This window comes from Arthrobacter sp. P1_B3 (assembly GCF_056406615.1).
On record NZ_JBFTZV010000006.1, the window covers coordinates 106,306 to 122,701 of the forward strand.

A 16,396-nucleotide genomic window follows, 5' to 3' on the forward strand; every position below is an offset into this window, starting at 1 on the left:
AGCGAACCATGAATGGACTTTTTGACCTGACAGGCCGGACCGCACTGGTCACCGGTTCCAGCCGGGGGATCGGCAACGCCCTGGCCCGGGCCCTGGCCGACGCCGGCGCCACCGTGGTGCTCAACGGCATCAACCCCGAGCGGCTCAAGGCCGCCGAGGCCGCGATGGCCGCGGACTACCCGCCGGGCCGTGTGCACAGCTGCGCCTTCGACGTCACCAGCGACTCCGAGGCCGCCCGGGGCGTCGCCTGGGTCGAGGAAAACGTGGGGCCGCTGGAGATCCTGGTGAACAACGCCGGCATCCAGCACCGCGTGCCGATGCTCGAGCTCGACGTCGCGGACTGGGAGCGGGTGATCTCCACGGACCTGACCAGTGCCTTCCTGGTGGGGCGGGAAGCGGCCCGGCACATGATTCCCCGCGGCCGGGGCAAGATCATCAACATCTGCTCGGTCCAGACCGACCTGGCACGCCCGACCATCGCCCCCTACATTGCGGCCAAGGGCGGCCTGCGGAACCTGACCCGCGCCATGACCGCGGAATGGGCGGCCTCGGGCCTGCAGATCAACGGCATCGCGCCGGGCTACATCCACACCGAGATGACGCAGAACCTCGTCGACGATGAGGCGTTCAACGCCTGGATCCTGGGCCGGACCCCCGCGCACCGGTGGGGGACCGTGCAGGACCTGGCCGGCCCCGCGGTCTGGCTGGCCTCCGACGGCTCAAATTTCGTCAATGGCCAGACGATCTTCATCGACGGCGGAATGACGGTGGTGGTCTGATGCGCGGCGTGGCAGGACTTCCGGCCACGGCCGCCGCAGTGGTGGCCCACGCGGCCGGCGATCTGCGGATCGAGGACATTCCCGTGCCCGCGCCGGCGTCCGATGAAGCCGTCATCGAAGTGGCCTTCGGCGGCATCTGCGGATCCGACCTGCACTACTGGCTGCACGGCGCCGCGGGGGAGTCCATCCTCAAGGCACCCCTGGTCCTGGGCCACGAGATCGTGGGAACCGTCATCCGCGCCGCCTCGGACGGGACCGGGCCCGCGGCGGGCACGGCCGTGGCGGTGCATCCCGCCACACCGGGCCCGGGCGGCGCCCGGTACCCCGGGGACCGCCCCAATCTTTCGCCGGGCTGCACCTACCTGGGCAGCGCGGCACGCTTTCCGCACACGGACGGCGCGTTCAGCCGGTATGTGAACCTGCCGGCACGGATGCTCCGGCCCTTGCCGGCCGGCCTCGAGCTGAGGACTGCCGCACTGGCTGAGCCGGCCAGCGTTGCCTGGCACGCCGTGTCGCGCGCCGGGGATGTGGCGGGAAAGACGGCGCTGGTGATCGGCAGCGGCCCCATCGGCGCCCTGGCGGTGGCCGTCCTCAAGCGCGCCGGTGCTCGGCGGATCGTGGCCGTGGACATGCATGAGCGGCCGCTGGAAATTGCCCGTGCCGTGGGAGCGGACGCCGTCCTCAAGGGGGACGACGCCGCGGCGATCGCGGCGGTGGAGGCGGACATCGTCATCGAGTCCTCAGGCAGCCACCAGGGGCTGGCCTCGGCGATCAAGGGCGCGGTCCGCGGCGGCAGGGTGGTCATGGTGGGGCTCCTGCCCTCCGGCCCGCAGCCCGTGCTGATCTCCCTGGCCATCACGCGCGAGCTGGAGCTGGTGGGCTCGTTCCGCTTCAACGACGAAATCGATGAGGTTCTCGGTGCGCTGGCCGACGGATCCCTGCTGGTGGATCCCGTGGTCACCCACGCCTTTACGCTGGACCGCGGACTGGAAGCGTTCGACGTCGCCAGGAACGCGGCTGTTTCCGGGAAGGTCCTGCTGGACTTCCGGCCGGCCCCGGCGTGAGGCGCCCGGCCGGCGTGAGGCGCGGCGCCGTCGTCGAGGCCCGGTCCGCCAGTGGCGCGCTAGTGCCGCTCGACCGGGACAAACACCCGCGGCTGGTTCTTCCAGCTCGGCTCCATCTCCGAGATGGTCTCCCGCATGATCCGGTTCGAGGCCTCGCGCGCGGCGGCGGCATCCCCGGCGGCGATGGCTTCGGCGACCTCTACGTGCCACTGCAGCGCCGTCTCCCGCGGGTGGTCCGGCATCAGGCCGTGGATGGTGCGGCCGGTCAGGGTTTCGGTCACCTGGCCCACCATGTTGGCGAACATCTCGTTGCCGGAGCCGGTCAGCAACAGCGAATGGAACAGGATGTCCAGTTCGAGGAACCGGGGAACGTCCCCGGCCTGGCCGGCGTCGCGCATGGCGTGCTAGATCTCCACGAGCTCCTGGCGGAGCTCCTCGGGGGCGTTGGCCGCTGCCAGCTCGGCGGCCACCGGCTCGACGGCGGTGCGGAGCTCGGCCAGGGAACGCAGCTGGGCGCCACGGCCCTCGCCGGCCAGGCGCCAGCGGATCACGAGCGGATCGAACGGGTTCCAGCGGCTGGAGGGCAGCACCCGGATGCCGACGCGCTTGATGGTCTCAACCAGGCCCAGGGACTGGAGAACGCGGACCGCCTCCCGGACCACCGAACGGGAGACCTTGAGTTCGTCCTCAAGGTGCTCGGCAAGCATGACGTGCCCGGGCGGCAGCTCGCCGGCCACGATCCGGGTTCCGAGGTGCTCAATGGCACGATGATGGAGACTGGTTGACATAGTCGTAAGCATAATGCGGCGGGCCTGGTCCCGGCCGACCGGCGGGGCGGGCGCCGGTGATCATAGACTGTTTATGACGCGCAGTATTCCGCTACGTGGGCGCTGCTTTCCCGCAGCCCGCGGAAATACATATGGTTTATGGACAGCCACAAATTCTCAAGAGCGGGTTCCGCCCTCTGCGGCGCACCTGCCCGAGTCCTAGATGAACGTCTTAGATGAACCGCCGTGCATCCATGGTCTACAGAAATCATGGTGCACAGAAATGAATTGGAGTTTTGATGTCAGCACACATCGGTGTTACCGGCCTCGCGGTGATGGGGGCCAACCTCGCACGCAACCTGGCCCGGAACGGCTTCACCGTTGCCCTGCACAACCGGTCGGTGGAAAAGACAGACACCCTGCTCGCCAAGTACGGCGATGAGGGCGACTTCGTCCGCACGGAAACCCTCCAGGAACTCGTTGATTCGCTGGAAAAGCCGCGCCGCGTGCTGATCATGGTCAAGGCCGGCAAGCCGGTCGATTCCGTGATCGAGCAGCTTGAGCCGCTCCTGGAGGCGGGCGACATCATCATCGACGCCGGCAACTCGCACTACGAGGACACCCGCCGCCGCGAGGCCGCGCTCGCCAAGAAGGACCTGCACTTCGTCGGCATCGGCGTCTCCGGTGGCGAGGAGGGTGCCCTCAACGGCCCCTCGATCATGCCGGGCGGTTCCAAGGAGTCCTACGACGCGCTTGGCCCGCTGCTGGAAAAGATCGCCGCCCACGTCGACGGCCAGCCCTGCTGCGCCTGGATCGGCACCGACGGCGCCGGCCACTTCGTCAAGATGGTCCACAACGGCATCGAATACGCCGACATGCAGGTCATCGGCGAGGCCTTCGACCTCCTGCGCTCCGGCGCCGGGATCGAACCGGCCGAGCAGGCCAAGATCTTCGAAGAGTGGAACAAGGGCGACCTCGCCTCCTTCCTGATCGAAATCTCCGCCGAGGTCCTCGGCCACGTCGATGCGAAGACCGGCAAGCCGTTCGTCGACGTCGTGGTGGATGCTGCCGGCCAGAAGGGCACCGGCCGCTGGACGGTCATCTCCGCGCTCGAGCTCGGCTCCCCGACCTCGGGCATCGCAGAGTCGGTCTTTGCCCGGGCCCTGTCCTCGCAGGCGGAGCAGCGCGTGCTGGCCCAGGAACTGCTCGCCGGCGGCGAGGCCGCCGTCGAGGTCCCCGAGAGCTTTGTCGAAGACGTCCGCCAGGCGCTCTACGCCTCGAAGCTGGTTTCCTACGCCCAGGGGCTGGACATGCTCACCTCTGCGGCCAAGGAATACGGCTGGGACCTGAAGCTGGATGAAATCGCCTCGCTGTGGCGCGGCGGCTGCATCATCCGCGCCGAGCTGCTCAAGGAGATCACCAAGGCCTACGCCGCGGCGGAGAAGCCGGCCAACCTGCTCTTCGCCCCGGCGTTCACCAAGGCGATCGCCGAGGTCCTCCCGGCCTGGCGCCGGGTAGTGTCCACCGCCGTGCAGCTCGGCATCCCGGTGCCGGTGTTCTCCTCCTCGCTGGCCTACTACGACGGCCTGCGCCGCAAGCGCCTGCCGGCCGCCGTCATCCAGGGCCAGCGCGACCTCTTCGGTGCGCACACCTACGGCCGCGTCGATGCCGAGGGCACGTTCCACACCCTTTGGGGCGAGGACAAGTCCGAGATCGAGGCAGTCGACACCCACTAGCCGCACCACGGACGGCCGGCACCTTCCAGATACTCTGGGAGGCGCCGGCCGTCCGTGTATCCGGCCGCTCCTGCCCAAGGAGTTCAGCGCCCAAGGAGTTCTGCACATGCCCCAGCCCGTAGCGTTTGTCACCGGTGCGTCCACCGGGATCGGCTTTGCCACCGCGAAGAAGCTTGCCGCGGCCGGCTTCACCGTCTATGCCGGGGCCCGCCGGGTGGAGAAGATGGAGCCGTTGAAAGCCTCCGGCGTCAAGGTGATGGCCCTGGACGTGACGGATGAGGACTCGATGGGCGCCGCCGTCGGGGAAGTGCTGGCCGCGCACGGCCGGATCGACGTCCTGGTCAACAACGCCGGCTACGGGACGTACGGTTCGCTCGAGGAGGTGGAGCTGGCCGAGGGGCGGCGGCAGTTCGACGTGAACGTCTTCGGGCTGGCGCGCATGACGCAGCTCGTGATCCCCGCCATGCGGGCCGCGCGGGCGGGCCGGATCATCAACATCTCATCGATCGGCGGCAAAATGTGCGAGCCGCTGGGCGCCTGGTACCACGCGACGAAGTTTGCGGTGGAAGGCCTGAGTGATTCGCTGCGGCTCGAGCTTAAGCCGCACGGGATTGATGTGGCCATCATCGAGCCCGCCGGGACGCAGTCCGAGTGGGGCGCCATTGCGGCGCAGGGGCTGCTGGCCAGCTCCGGGAGTGGCCCGTACGGGGCCCAGGCCAAGGTGGTGGCGGCTGCCCTGGCCACCACGGACAATGCTGCAACGTCGGCGCGGCCGGAGCTCGCGGCCGAGGCGATCCTGCACGCGGCGACGGCACGGCGCCCCAAGACCCGGTACCCGGTGGGTGCCAGCGCCCGGGGGATCCTGTTGCTGCGCCACCTGCTGCCGGACCGCGTGTTCGACGCCGTCCTGTGGAACATCTACAAGCGGTTCCCCGGGTAGGACCGCCCAGATCCGGTATTGGGTCTAGACGGCTCCCCGGGTAGGACCGCCCAGATCCGGTATTGGGTCTAGATGTGGTAATCGATCAGGTATTCGGCCGGGTCGACGGCGGGCTTGGTCTCGCGCTGCGCATCGCGGTGCCGCCAGGTGGCCGGCACGCCGGTGACGATTGATTCGGCCGGGGCATCCTTGACCACCACGGCGTTGGCGCCGACGGCGCTGTCCCGGCCGATAGTAATGGGGCCCAGGATCTTGGCCCCGGCGCCGATCACCACGCGGTCCTCGATGGTGGGGTGGCGTTTGATCTTGGCCAGCGAGCGGCCGCCGAGGGTCACGCCGTGGTAGATCATGACGTCCTCGCCGATCTCGGCGGTCTCGCCGATGACCACGCCCATGCCGTGGTCGATGAAGAAGCGCCGGCCGATGGTCGCGCCGGGGTGGATCTCGATGCCGGTGAGGAACCGGGCGAGCTGGGAGATGAGCCGCGCCGGGAACCGCAGGGCCGGGTTTTGCCACAGCCGGTGCGTCAGGCGGTGGAACCAGATCGCGTGCAGGCCGGAATAGGCGAAGAAGTTCTCAAAAGAACCTCGAGCCGCCGGGTCGTGGGACCGGGCGGCGTCGAGGTCTTCCTTCAGTCTTGCGAAGAAGCTCACAAAGACCTTTCTGGGGAATTGTGGGACAGCGGCAGGTACTTAGCCGCGGATGTCGTCGTACAGCACGGTGGAGATGTAGCGCTCACCAAAGTCGCAAACCACAGCAACAATGAGTTTACCGGCGTTCTCCGGGCGCTTGGCTAGCTCCAGGGCCGCCCAGACGATGGCGCCGGAGGAGATGCCGCCCAGGATGCCTTCCTTGATGCCGAGATCGCGGGCGACGCGGACGGAATCTTCCAGCGTGGCGTCGATGACCTCGTCGTAGACGTTGGTGTCCAGGATTTCCGGGACGAAGTTCGCGCCGAGGCCCTGGATCTTGTGCGGGCCCGGGGCGCCGCCGTTGAGGATGGCGGAGTCTTTCGGCTCGACGGCGACGATCTGGACGTCCGGCTTGCGTTCCTTCAGGACCTGCCCGACGCCGGTGACGGTGCCGCCGGTGCCGACGCCGGCGACGAAGATGTCCACCTTGCCGTCGGTGTCCGTCCAGATTTCCTCGGCCGTGGTGCGGCGGTGGACCTCCGGGTTGGCCTCGTTGGCGAACTGCTGGGCCCAGATGGAGTTCTCCGTGTTGGCCACGATCTCCTGGGCCTTCTCCACGGCTCCGCGCATGCCCTCGGAGCCGGGGGTCAGGACAATCTCGGCACCGTACGCGCGCAGCATGACCCGGCGCTCGGTGGACATGGTTTCCGGCATGGTCAGGATGACCCTGTAGCCGCGGGCCGCGCCCACCATGGCCAGGGCGATTCCGGTGTTGCCGGACGTGCCTTCGACAATGGTGCCGCCGGGCCTGAGGGCACCGGACTTCTCGGCAGCATCAATGATGGCGACGCCGATCCGGTCCTTGACGCTGTTGGCCGGGTTGTAGAACTCCAGCTTGACGGCCACTGTGGCGTCAAGGCCTTCGGTCAGCCGGTTCAGCCGGACCAGCGGAGTTCCGCCCACCAGCTGGGTTACATCGTCATAGATCGGTGCCATGTATGTATGCCTGTCTTTGAAGAGGGTTGACTGAGGTCAGCCTAACGAGCGCCTGCAGGCCCTAGCTAAGCATTAAGCCATGCAGAGTAATATTTCCTCGCCTTGGCCAGCTTCGGGTTGATGATGACCTGGCAGTAGCCCTCCTCGGGGTACTTGGCGAAGAAGTCCTGGTGGATTTCCTCGGCCACATGGAACTTCGGCAGCCGGCTGACCTCGGTGAGGATCGGGTGCCGCCACAGGGCCTGGTTCCGTTCGATCGCCTCCTCGAACAGGATCTTTTCCTCGGTGGTCTCGTAGAACATCGAGGACCGGTACTGGGTCCCGACGTCGTAGCCCTGCCGGTTCAGTGTGGTGGGGTCGTGGAGGACGAAGAACATGTCCAGGATGACCTCCGCGGGAATGACGTCCTCGTCGAACGTCACCGCCACCACCTCGGCATGGCCCGTGGTCCCGGAGCACACAGAGTAGTAGTCGGGGTTGTGTTCATGGCCTCCGGTGTAGCCCGAGACGACCGAGCTGACGCCCTTGGTTTTCTGGTAGACGGCGTCGAGGCACCAAAAGCAGCCTCCGCCGAGGACAAAAGTTTTCATGATCTCTTCAATGGTTCGAGGGCCCCGATGATTCCCCACCCACCTTACGAGAGTGTTACGAGTGACAGGGCCGCCCGCGGATAGGGTAAAAATGGGGGTATGGAACCTGTGAACACCGATGTTTCAGCGGAATCCGGCCGCGCTGCTGCCGCCGTCGACGGCGATGCCGGCACCGGGGAGGCCTCGGGCGCCGCGACGCTGGGCATGATCCAGCTGGCGGTGGAGGAGCTCTGGCCTGAATCGCTGGCCGAGGACTGGGACGAGGTGGGCCTCGTGGCGGGCCACCCGAACGCGGAGGTGCACAGGGTCATGTTCGCGGTCGATCCGACGACCGATGTGATCGAGGAAGCCATCGACTTCGGTGCCGAGCTGCTGATCACGCACCATCCGCTGCTGCTCAAAGGCGTGACGTCCGTCGCGGCGAACACGGCCAAGGGCAAGGCCGTGCACCGCCTCATCGAGTCCGGGACCGCGCTGATGACCGTGCACACCAACGGTGACTCCGCCGTCGGGGGCGTCTCCGACGTCCTTGCCGACGCGCTGGGCCTGCAGAACGTGGCCCCGCTGACTCCCGCGGCGAACGGTCTCCCCGAGGAAGGCATCGGCCGCGTCGGCGACCTCGAAGAGGTCCTGACGCTGGGTGATTTCGCCGCCCGCGTGTTCGGCATCCTGCCCTCTGTGGCCGGCGGCGTCCGGGTATCGGGTGACCGGGACGGGCTGATCCGGCGGGTGGCTGTCTGCGGTGGTGCCGGGGATTCCCTCTTCGGCGAGGTGCGGGCGAGCAACGCGGACGTCTACGTGACGGCGGACCTGAGGCACCACCCGGCCTCGGAAGCCCGGGAGGCGGCGGTCAACGACCGGCCGTACCTGATCGACGTCTCCCACTTCGCCAGCGAATGGCTCTGGCTGCCTGCGGCCGCCGAAGCGCTGGGCAATGTGCTCGCCGACCAGGGCCACGACGTCGAGATCCGGGTCAGTACCACCAACAGCGACCCGTGGGACTTCATTCTGACTCCGGGCGGGGACTAGAGTCTAGGGAGCGCCGATACGGTGCCCGGCTTCGGCCGGTTTGGATTTAGCGGAGGTAAATAGTGGCCAAGGCAGCACCGGCGGAACAGTTGAAGTTGCTCGAATTGCAGGGACTCGATGCCAAGCTCAAGTCCTTGTCCAACCGCCGACGAAGCCTTGAAAGTGACTCCCGGATCACCGACCTGGAAGCCGCGCTCAGCGTGGCCAACGGTGAACTTGGCGCCGCGAAGGTGGCCGTCCACGACGCCGAGCTCGAGCTCAAGCGCTCAGAGGCCGACGTCGAGCAGGTTGCCTCCCGGATCGAACGCGACGAGGCGCGGCTCAACAGCGGCACCGGCCTGTCCAAGGATCTCGTTGCCCTGCAGCGCGACCTCGTCTCCCTGAACAAGCGCCGCTCGGACCTTGAGGACGTCGAGCTCGAAGTCCTTGAACGGCTCGACTCGCTCCGCGCCCGCCAGGGGGCACAGCAGCAGATCGTGGACGACATCCAGGGCTCCTTCGGCTCCATCCGTGCCGAGCTGGACGAGCAGCTGGCCGAGATTGCTGCCGAAGCGACTGTGGTGCGCGGGCGGCGTGCCGAGTTCGCCGCCGGACTCGACGCCGGGATGCTTGCCGTCTACGAGAAGACCCTGGCCAAGCGCGGCGTCGGCGCTGCCCGGCTCTTCCACGGCACCTCGGAAGGCTCCGGCATGCACCTCAGCCCCGGCGACCTGGCCGAGATCAAGGCCGCGGCTGAGGACGACATCGTGTTCTGCCCGGACTCCGGCTGCATCCTGGTCCGCTCGGCCGAGTGGGCCTAGGCGGTTCCTAGCCCGGCAGGATGATGTTGAGCGTGTGCGGCTTTCGGGCCGTGCCCTCAACGAGTTCGGCAACCCACTTCTCCGCCGCCGCCTTCTGCAGCTGCGCCGGGGTTTGGGGAGCCTTGCCCCTGCGGCTGAGCAAATGCCGTGCCAGCTCGCCCCGGGTGTGCTTGGCAAAGTGGCTGACCACCTTGCGCATGCCGGCGGTCTCGGTGAAGACGTTCACGGCCACTGTCTGCTCCGGCGGGGGAGTCCAGGCCGCGGCGTAGGTGCTGGACCGGCAGTCCACTAACAGCTCACCCGCAGTGGCCGCCGCCAGGGCGTCGCCCAGTTGCGGCTTCCAGAACGAGGCCAGCCGTCCGACGTCGGGCAGCGAGATCCCCATCGAGAGGCGGTAGGCCGGTACGCGGTCGGCGAAGCGGATGGCGCCCCACAGGGCGGACACCACCAGCACCGAAGCGTCGGCCTTCTTCCGCTGCGCCGGGGTCAGGGAGTCGTAGCCGAGGGCGTCGAAGAGCACCCCGGAATACACCTGGTGGGCCGGGGCGGCAGGTTCCGCGTGCAGGCGGGTGTTGCGTTCGACGTCGGAACTCAGCGAGGCGCCGACGCCCAGCAGCGCCAGGGCGTCCTCGTGGGCGCTGACGGTGCCGAGGGCGTCCAGGACCCTGGCCCGGGAGCTGTTGAGGGCGGGAAAGCTCAAGGCGCTCCAGTCGGCGGCGTCCCCGCCCACAGCGGGAGTCTTGCCCTCGGAGGGCGGCAGCAGAATTAGCACCGTACGATCTTACCGGCGGCGGGGGCCGCGGGTGCCGCAGTCCGGGGCCGGCGGCGGAGGGTTCAGGCGAGGTGGTAGCCCAGAAATGACAGCACCTCGGGCAGGACGGACCGCCAGTAGCTGTAGTCGTGGCCGCCCGGCCGGAAACTCCCCTCGACATCGCCCGGCAGTCCTGCGCGGTAGGCACGGACCGTGGCGGCAAGCTCGTCCCCGGTGCCGCAATCGATCCGCTTGGGCACGGCCGCGAGCCGGGGCCGGAGCGCGAACACATCATGGGCCGCGAAGTCGGCCGGGCCGTCGAAGGCGGATTCCTGGCGTGGGTCGTAGTGGTCCCAGACCGCCGGGCTCATGGCCGCGACGGCGCGGACTCCGGGCAGCCGGCCCTGCGAGGCCAGCAGGAGGGCGCCGAAGCCTCCCATGGAGATGCCGAAGAGGCCGATCCTGCCAAGGTCGTAGCCCTGGCCGCCCAGGAACGGAACAAACTCCTTCACCAGCAACGACTGGGTGTCGCTGCCGTCGGCGCGGGGGTGCCACCACGTGTTTCCGCCGTCCACCGCGGCGATCGCGAACGGCGCCCCACCGGCGTCCAGGTGCCGCTGGAGGGCCTCATGGGCCGCCATATCCTCCAGCAGGACGGTGTGGCTGCCGCCCAGTCCGTGAAGAAACACCGCCACGGGCAATTCGGGCGGCACGCCGCCGGGCGGCAATTCGGGTGCAGCCAGCGACCAATGGCTGGCGATCCCGGGGCGGAAAGCCGAGACGAATGAACCTGTTCTGGTCCGGACTGTCAACGGGGCGGCGGGAGCCGGCAGCGCTGTCGCCGTCGGGCTGGCCGGCGCGGGCGGGGAGCTCTCGGGAGGCGCTATGCCGTCAGTACAGGCTGTCAGGGCGGACGCGCCAAGGCCGATTCCTGCCAGCTCAAGCAGCCGGCGCCGGGTCAGGGCAGACTTGTCCATCCCTCGATAATAGGCGCGCCGGTAATAGGCGCGCCGGTCCGGGCGTTACGCGGCCTTGATCGGTGACGCCGGTGATTCCGCCGGCGTCGCTGCGGGTGCAGCCGCCGACATCGCTGTCCGGGCCACATGGTCCTCGCGGGCCAGGAAGGCGGCCAGTTCGGCGATGGTGCTCATCAGGGGCGCCGGGAAGACGACGGTTGAGTTCTTGTCCACCCCGATCTCCACGAGGGACTGGAGATTCCGCAGCTGCAGGGCGACCGGGTGGGCCATCATGGTGTCAGATGCCGCGCCGAGCGCCACGGCGGCGATCGCCTCTCCTTCGGCCGCGATGATCTTGGCCCGCTTCTCCCGCTCGGCCTCCGCCTGCCGGGCCATCGCCCGCTTCATGCTCTCCGGAAGCTGGATGTCCTTGAGTTCAACGAGGGTTACTTCGACACCCCACTCCAGGGTCAGGGCGTCCAGGATTTTCCGGATGTCACTGTTGATGTGCTCGGTCTCGGACAGCGTCTGGTCCAAGCTGTGCCGGCCCACGACCTTGCGCAGGGTGGTCTGGGCGATCTGGTTGATAGCCGCCGCCACGTCTTCGATCGCCACAACGGACTTCACGGCGTCGATCACCCGGTAATAGGCCACTGCCGAGATGTCGACGCTGACGTTGTCCTGGGTGATGATGCCCTGCGACTGGATCGGCATCGTCACAATCCGCAGGCTCACCAGCTGAAGCCGGTCCACCACCGGGATGATGAACCGCAACCCGGGCATCCGGACCGCGACCACCCGGCCCAGCCGGAACAGGACGCCTAGTTCGTACTGGCGCACAATCTTGATCGACATCTTGGCGATAACAACCACCAGGACGATGGCGAGCAGCCAGATGATGATGGCGGTCCAGTTCATCGGGATCTTTTCCTTGACTAGCAGGAATCCTGCTCCAATTCTCCCACCGGCCGCCCCAAAAGACCCGGTGCGGCTGCGTCGTGGGGAGAACGTAGAATGGACAGCGGATGGGTTGACCAGGCGGCCGCGCGTCACGCAAGTGGCTCGAGGAACGTCCGGGCTCCGCAGAGCAGGGTGGTGGGTAACGCCCACTCGGGGTAACCCGCAGGCCAGTGCCACAGAGAACAGACCGCCTGCGTGCGGCGTGTGCTTGCACAGGCCGCACGGCAGGTAAGGGTGAAACGGTGGTGTAAGAGACCACCAGCTTCCCGGGTGACCGGGAAGGCTAGGTAAACCCCACCCGGAGCAAGGCCAGACAGGACACGTTTGAGGGCTGCTCGCCCGAGTGTTCGGGTAGGCCGCTGGAGGGCGTCGGCAACGGCGTCCGTAGATGGATGGCCGCTACTCCCTCGCCGGCAACAGCGCGGGAACACAGAACCCGGCGTATCGGTCAACCCATCCACCAAAACCGCCGGGTTACCCTGTCCTGCCCGGAGCGGGATTCGGCCCTCACAGGGTGCCGGCCGGGGGGCGCGTGCCTGCACGGTTGCAAGCTTGGGAAAACCTTGAGGCATGCTTGACATCATCCCGGCGAGCCCCGACACTTCAATGAACGCTTCAGGTGACGGTGCATGCGATGGTTGAGGAGTCATAGTGCCGGATGACGCAGCATACGACTATGTCATCGCCGGTGGTGGCACAGGCGGCAGCGTCCTGGCCGGGAGATTAAGTGAAGACCCAGCAGTTCGCGTGCTGCTGCTTGAGGCGGGCCGGTCCGACCGCCATCCTTTCATCCACATGCCCGCGGGCTTCCCGAGACTAAAGGGAGGCCCGTACCAGTGGGATTACAACAGCGTCCCGCAAAAGTACAGCAACGGCCGCAGCATCCCGCTCCCTCAAGGCCGCGTGCTCGGCGGCGGAGGGTCCATCAACTCCCAGGTCTTCACCCGGGGCGTGGCTGAGGACTACGACGGTTGGGTCGCGGACTACGGATGCGAGGGCTGGTCCGCCGCCGAGGTGTCCAAGTATTTCGTCCGCTCGGAGTCAAACTCCAGACTTTCAGGGCCCCACCACGGAACTCAAGGGCCTCTGGGCGTCTCTGACCCCCGGCGACCGCACACGCTCTCGGCGGCATTCGTGCAGGCGGGCCAGGAGTTCGGGCTACCCTACAACAACGATTTCAACGGCGCAAAGCAGCTCGGCGTCGGCTTCTACCAGACCACCACCAGGAACGGCCGACGGTGCAGTGCAGCCGTTGCCTATCTAAAACCCGCGCGCCAGCGGCCCAATCTTACGGTTCGAGTCAACGTAACCGTCTCAAAGGTGGTCATCAATAATGGCCGCGCCGTCGGCATCCAGGCCATCGAAGGCGGAGTGGAACGAACCTACGGCGCACGGCGTGAGGTGATCGTCGCCAGTGGCGCCTTCGGATCTCCGAAGTTGCTGCAGCTTTCGGGCATTGGAGACCCGGCGGACCTTGCTGCCGCCGGCATCGACGTTCTCCATGCGCTGCCGGGCGTCGGGAAGAACCTGCAGGACCACCTGGACTTGGACATAATCTACGAACTCAMCGACGACCACAGCCTGGACCGGTTCAATCGCGTGCGCCCGGCGACCGTCATGGCCGGCCTCGAGTACCTGGCCTTCCGCTCGGGACCGTTCGCGTCCAACCTTGTCGAGGCCGGTGGCTTCAGCTACGCCAACACGAATGAGAAGACCCCTGACCTGCAGTTCCACTTCCTGCCAGCGGCGAGGTCGGAGCCGGGCATAGCGTCGCTGCGGCCCGGGTTCGGGGCGACGCTGAACTCGTACTTCCTGCGCCCACGCAGTCGCGGGACAGTTCGCGTCGAGTCCTCAGATCCCAGAAGGACACCGCTCATCGATCCGAATTTCCTCGCGGATGACTATGACCTGGAGATGACGATTGCCGGCGTGCGGCAGAGCCGCCAGATCATGGAGCAGCCGTCGATGGCAGCGTTCATCAAGGCGGAGCACATCGGTGACGGCTCAAGGGTCAAAACCCGTGACGAGTATGTGAATTTCGTGCGCTCCTACGGACGGACCTCCTACCATCCGGTCGGCACCTGTGCGATGGGAACCTCCGATGATTCCGTCGTCTCGCCGCGGCTGAAGGTCCATGGTCTTGAGGGATTGCGCGTGGTTGACTCCTCGATCATGCCCCGCCTGATCAGTGCCAACACCCAGGCGCCCACGATCATGATCGCGGAAAAAGCTGTGGACATGATCCTCGAGGACGCAGGCAGGGCGACACCCGGCGTCGGTGGATTCGCCGGTTCCTGCAGCGTCCCAGACGGTGTGTGAGTCATTTCACGCGCAACAAGGCACCTCACCCTGCCGGGCCGCCCGTAGAATTGATGGTGAACGTAGAAGTTCTGCCGCCGGGTCTGCGTTCGCAGCCGGCGGATTTTTCTTTGCGCTCGATGAGGCGCCCGGGGTGGACCGAATCCCCGCCGGTGCCCGGTACCGGACACCCTCCGGCGGCCGACTTCCCCCTACGAGGACGTAGGGGGTGGATTCTAGGAAGGTAGTTCTGTGAGCCAGACGTCAGATTCTTGTCTTGATACGTGGATGGGCCGTGAGGCGCTCGCCGAGGCCATGATCCCCGTGATCGGCCGGCTGTACCGCGAGAACAACGTGGTGACCTCCATCCACGGACGCAGCCTGATCAACAAGTCCACCATGAATATCCTCAAGGCCCACCGCTTCGCCCGCCGGATGAGCAAGGAAGAACTGCGCCTCGAGGAAACGGCCCCGCTGTTGGAGGCCCTGACCAAGCTGGACCTCGGCGCAGCGGCAATTGATATTGCCCGCCTCACCGAGAAGTACCGCGCCGAGGGCGACGGCGCCAGCCTGGATGCCTTCCTCCGCGAGGAACTCGCCGAGGTTGTCGGCAAGCGCGGCGGCGACGACCGCACCAGCACCGACGTCGTCCTCTACGGCTTCGGCCGCATCGGCCGGCTCCTGGCCCGGCTCCTGATCGAAAAGGCAGGCGGCGGCCACGGCCTGCGCCTGCGCGCCATCGTGGTCCGCCGCGGTTCCGATAACGACCTTGCCAAGCGCGCGAGCCTGCTGCGCCGCGACTCCGTCCACGGCTCCTTCGAAGGCACCATCAAGGTGGACCTCGAAAACGACACCATCACAGCCAACGGCGTCCAGATCCAGGTCATCTACTCGGACAACCCTTCCACGGTGGACTACACCGCCTACGGCATCCACGACGCGCTCGTCGTGGACAACACGGGCCGCTGGCGCGACGCCGAAGGCCTGTCCCAGCACCTGTTGAGCAAGGGCGTCGCCCGCGTTCTCCTCACCGCCCCGGGCAAGGGCGAACTGAAGAACATCGTGCACGGCATCAACCACGGCACTATCGCCGACTCGGACACGATCGTCTCGGCGGCCTCCTGCACCACCAACGCCATCACCCCGGTGCTCAAGGCGATCAACGACCGCTACGGCGTGGTGCACGGGCACGTGGAGACAGTCCACTCCTTCACCAACGACCAGAACCTGATTGACAACTTCCACAAGGGTGACCGCCGTGGACGCTCTGCCGCGCTGAACATGGTGATCACCGAGACTGGTGCCGCCAAGGCCGTCGCCAAGGCGCTGCCGGAACTGCTCGGCAAGCTCACGGGCAGCTCCATCCGCGTCCCCACCCCGGACGTGTCGCTGGCCATCCTGAACCTGAACCTGGACAACGGCACCACCAAGGACGAAGTCAACGACTACCTGCGGGAAATGTCGCTGCACTCCGAGCTGCGCAAGCAGATCGACTACATCGATTCGCCCGAGGTTGTCTCCACGGACTTCGTCGGCTCGCGCCGGGCAGGCATCGTTGACGGCCTGGCCACCATCTCCAACGACAAGAACCTCGTCCTGTACGTCTGGTACGACAACGAGTTCGGCTACAGCTGCCAGGTGGTCCGCGTCATGGAGGAAATGGCCGGGGTCAACCCGCCGTCCTTCCCCGCCAAGGACGCCGCCTCCATCCTTGAGGCCGCCGGGCTGCCCGTAGAGGTCTAGTCCGCGGGGCCAAAGGTCCCTGACCGGGACATGTTCCTCCTTTCCCGGCCGATGCACTGGAATCGGCCGGGAAAGGGCACCACAATGGTGCCATGGAACAGAACCCGGCTCTTGAACACGAGACCACCCTGGAACACGCGCTGGACGTCGCACGGGGCAACGCGAAGGAAGCGAAGCGGCTGCTGGACGACGCCATCGTCAAACGCGGGGCCGGTGAAGTCAACGACGACCGGGTGAGCCAGCTCCAGGACCTGCTGGATCTGGCCAACGAAGACTTGAAACGGGTCACGCGGGACCAATAGCCCCGGCGTTCCGCCACCCGTCCCCAACACTGTGGACAACCTCCCGGGTGTCT

The 16,396-nt window shown here is 67.0% G+C and carries 15 protein-coding genes, 1 other RNA gene and 1 pseudogene; 10 read left to right on the top strand and 7 right to left on the bottom strand.

Annotation, left to right across the window (positions count from 1 at the left end):
- Positions 1-8 precede the first annotated feature (8 nt).
- Both AC1D2F_RS09465 and AC1D2F_RS09470 read left to right on the top strand, forming a co-directional pair.
- Positions 9-779: an SDR family oxidoreductase gene (locus AC1D2F_RS09465; RefSeq protein WP_476966601.1), complete on the top strand. Its 771-nt coding sequence runs from the start codon at positions 9-11 to the stop codon at positions 777-779.
- Positions 779-1,843 carry an L-idonate 5-dehydrogenase gene (locus AC1D2F_RS09470; RefSeq protein WP_476966602.1) on the top strand — a complete coding sequence of 355 codons (1,065 nt, stop codon included), beginning with the start codon at positions 779-781 and terminating at the stop codon, positions 1,841-1,843. The genes AC1D2F_RS09465 and AC1D2F_RS09470 overlap by 1 nt, the downstream gene beginning before the upstream one ends.
- A gap of 59 nt (positions 1,844-1,902) precedes the next feature.
- Here AC1D2F_RS09470 and AC1D2F_RS09475 read toward each other — a convergent pair.
- Positions 1,903-2,631 (bottom strand): annotated as a pseudogene (locus AC1D2F_RS09475) (FadR/GntR family transcriptional regulator).
- 278 nt (positions 2,632-2,909) lie between these two features.
- Here AC1D2F_RS09475 and gndA point away from each other — a divergent pair.
- Positions 2,910-4,346: an NADP-dependent phosphogluconate dehydrogenase gene (gndA, locus tag AC1D2F_RS09480; protein WP_018773415.1), complete on the top strand. Its 1,437-nt coding sequence runs from the start codon at positions 2,910-2,912 to the stop codon at positions 4,344-4,346.
- A gap of 106 nt (positions 4,347-4,452) precedes the next feature.
- Positions 4,453-5,286: an oxidoreductase gene (locus tag AC1D2F_RS09485; RefSeq protein WP_476966603.1), complete on the top strand. Its 834-nt coding sequence runs from the start codon at positions 4,453-4,455 to the stop codon at positions 5,284-5,286.
- A 68-nt stretch (positions 5,287-5,354) separates the two neighbouring features.
- Here the strand turns inward: AC1D2F_RS09485 and epsC are convergent, their stop codons facing one another.
- The 3 genes from epsC to msrA all read right to left on the bottom strand — a co-directional run bounded on the left by epsC (position 5,355) and on the right by msrA (position 7,504).
- On the bottom strand, positions 5,355-5,939 hold the full coding sequence (epsC, locus tag AC1D2F_RS09490) for a serine O-acetyltransferase EpsC (RefSeq protein WP_229994476.1): 585 nt from the start codon (positions 5,937-5,939) through the stop codon (positions 5,355-5,357).
- Positions 5,940-5,978: 39 nt separating this feature from the next.
- Positions 5,979-6,914 (bottom strand): cysteine synthase A, encoded by a 936-nt coding sequence (cysK, locus tag AC1D2F_RS09495; RefSeq protein ID WP_229994477.1) that lies wholly within the window; start codon positions 6,912-6,914, stop codon positions 5,979-5,981.
- Between the two features lie 65 nt (positions 6,915-6,979).
- Complete coding sequence (gene msrA / locus AC1D2F_RS09500) at positions 6,980-7,504, bottom strand: peptide-methionine (S)-S-oxide reductase MsrA (protein WP_476966604.1); 525 nt, start codon at positions 7,502-7,504, stop codon at positions 6,980-6,982.
- A 99-nt stretch (positions 7,505-7,603) separates the two neighbouring features.
- On the opposite strand from msrA, the gene AC1D2F_RS09505 reads away from it, so the two are divergent.
- Both AC1D2F_RS09505 and AC1D2F_RS09510 read left to right on the top strand, forming a co-directional pair.
- On the top strand, positions 7,604-8,533 hold the full coding sequence (locus AC1D2F_RS09505) for a Nif3-like dinuclear metal center hexameric protein (RefSeq protein ID WP_476966605.1): 930 nt from the start codon (positions 7,604-7,606) through the stop codon (positions 8,531-8,533).
- A 62-nt stretch (positions 8,534-8,595) separates the two neighbouring features.
- Positions 8,596-9,333, top strand: a complete 738-nt coding sequence (locus AC1D2F_RS09510; RefSeq protein ID WP_476966606.1) for a zinc ribbon domain-containing protein — start codon at positions 8,596-8,598, stop codon at positions 9,331-9,333.
- 7 nt (positions 9,334-9,340) lie between these two features.
- Here the strand turns inward: AC1D2F_RS09510 and AC1D2F_RS09515 are convergent, their stop codons facing one another.
- From AC1D2F_RS09515 to AC1D2F_RS09525, 3 genes are all read right to left on the bottom strand, one after another.
- Complete coding sequence (locus AC1D2F_RS09515; protein ID WP_476966607.1) at positions 9,341-10,105, bottom strand: YaaA family protein; 765 nt, start codon at positions 10,103-10,105, stop codon at positions 9,341-9,343.
- Between the two features lie 62 nt (positions 10,106-10,167).
- A complete protein-coding gene (locus tag AC1D2F_RS09520; RefSeq protein ID WP_476966608.1) occupies positions 10,168-11,061 on the bottom strand; it encodes an alpha/beta hydrolase in 894 nt (297 codons plus the stop codon).
- 45 nt (positions 11,062-11,106) lie between these two features.
- Positions 11,107-11,958 (bottom strand): SPFH domain-containing protein, encoded by an 852-nt coding sequence (locus AC1D2F_RS09525; RefSeq protein WP_229994483.1) that lies wholly within the window; start codon positions 11,956-11,958, stop codon positions 11,107-11,109.
- A gap of 108 nt (positions 11,959-12,066) precedes the next feature.
- Between AC1D2F_RS09525 and rnpB the strand changes: the two genes are divergently transcribed.
- From rnpB to AC1D2F_RS09545, 4 genes are all read left to right on the top strand, one after another.
- Positions 12,067-12,460, top strand: an RNA gene (gene rnpB, locus AC1D2F_RS09530) — RNase P RNA component class A.
- A gap of 191 nt (positions 12,461-12,651) precedes the next feature.
- Positions 12,652-14,319 carry a GMC family oxidoreductase gene (locus AC1D2F_RS09535; protein ID WP_476966609.1) on the top strand — a complete coding sequence of 556 codons (1,668 nt, stop codon included), beginning with the start codon at positions 12,652-12,654 and terminating at the stop codon, positions 14,317-14,319.
- A 231-nt stretch (positions 14,320-14,550) separates the two neighbouring features.
- Entirely contained in the window at positions 14,551-16,041 is a 1,491-nt protein-coding gene (locus AC1D2F_RS09540) for a glyceraldehyde-3-phosphate dehydrogenase (RefSeq protein ID WP_290369375.1), read from the top strand.
- A 92-nt stretch (positions 16,042-16,133) separates the two neighbouring features.
- Entirely contained in the window at positions 16,134-16,343 is a 210-nt protein-coding gene (locus tag AC1D2F_RS09545; RefSeq protein ID WP_229994485.1) for a hypothetical protein, read from the top strand.
- Positions 16,344-16,396 lie beyond the last annotated feature (53 nt).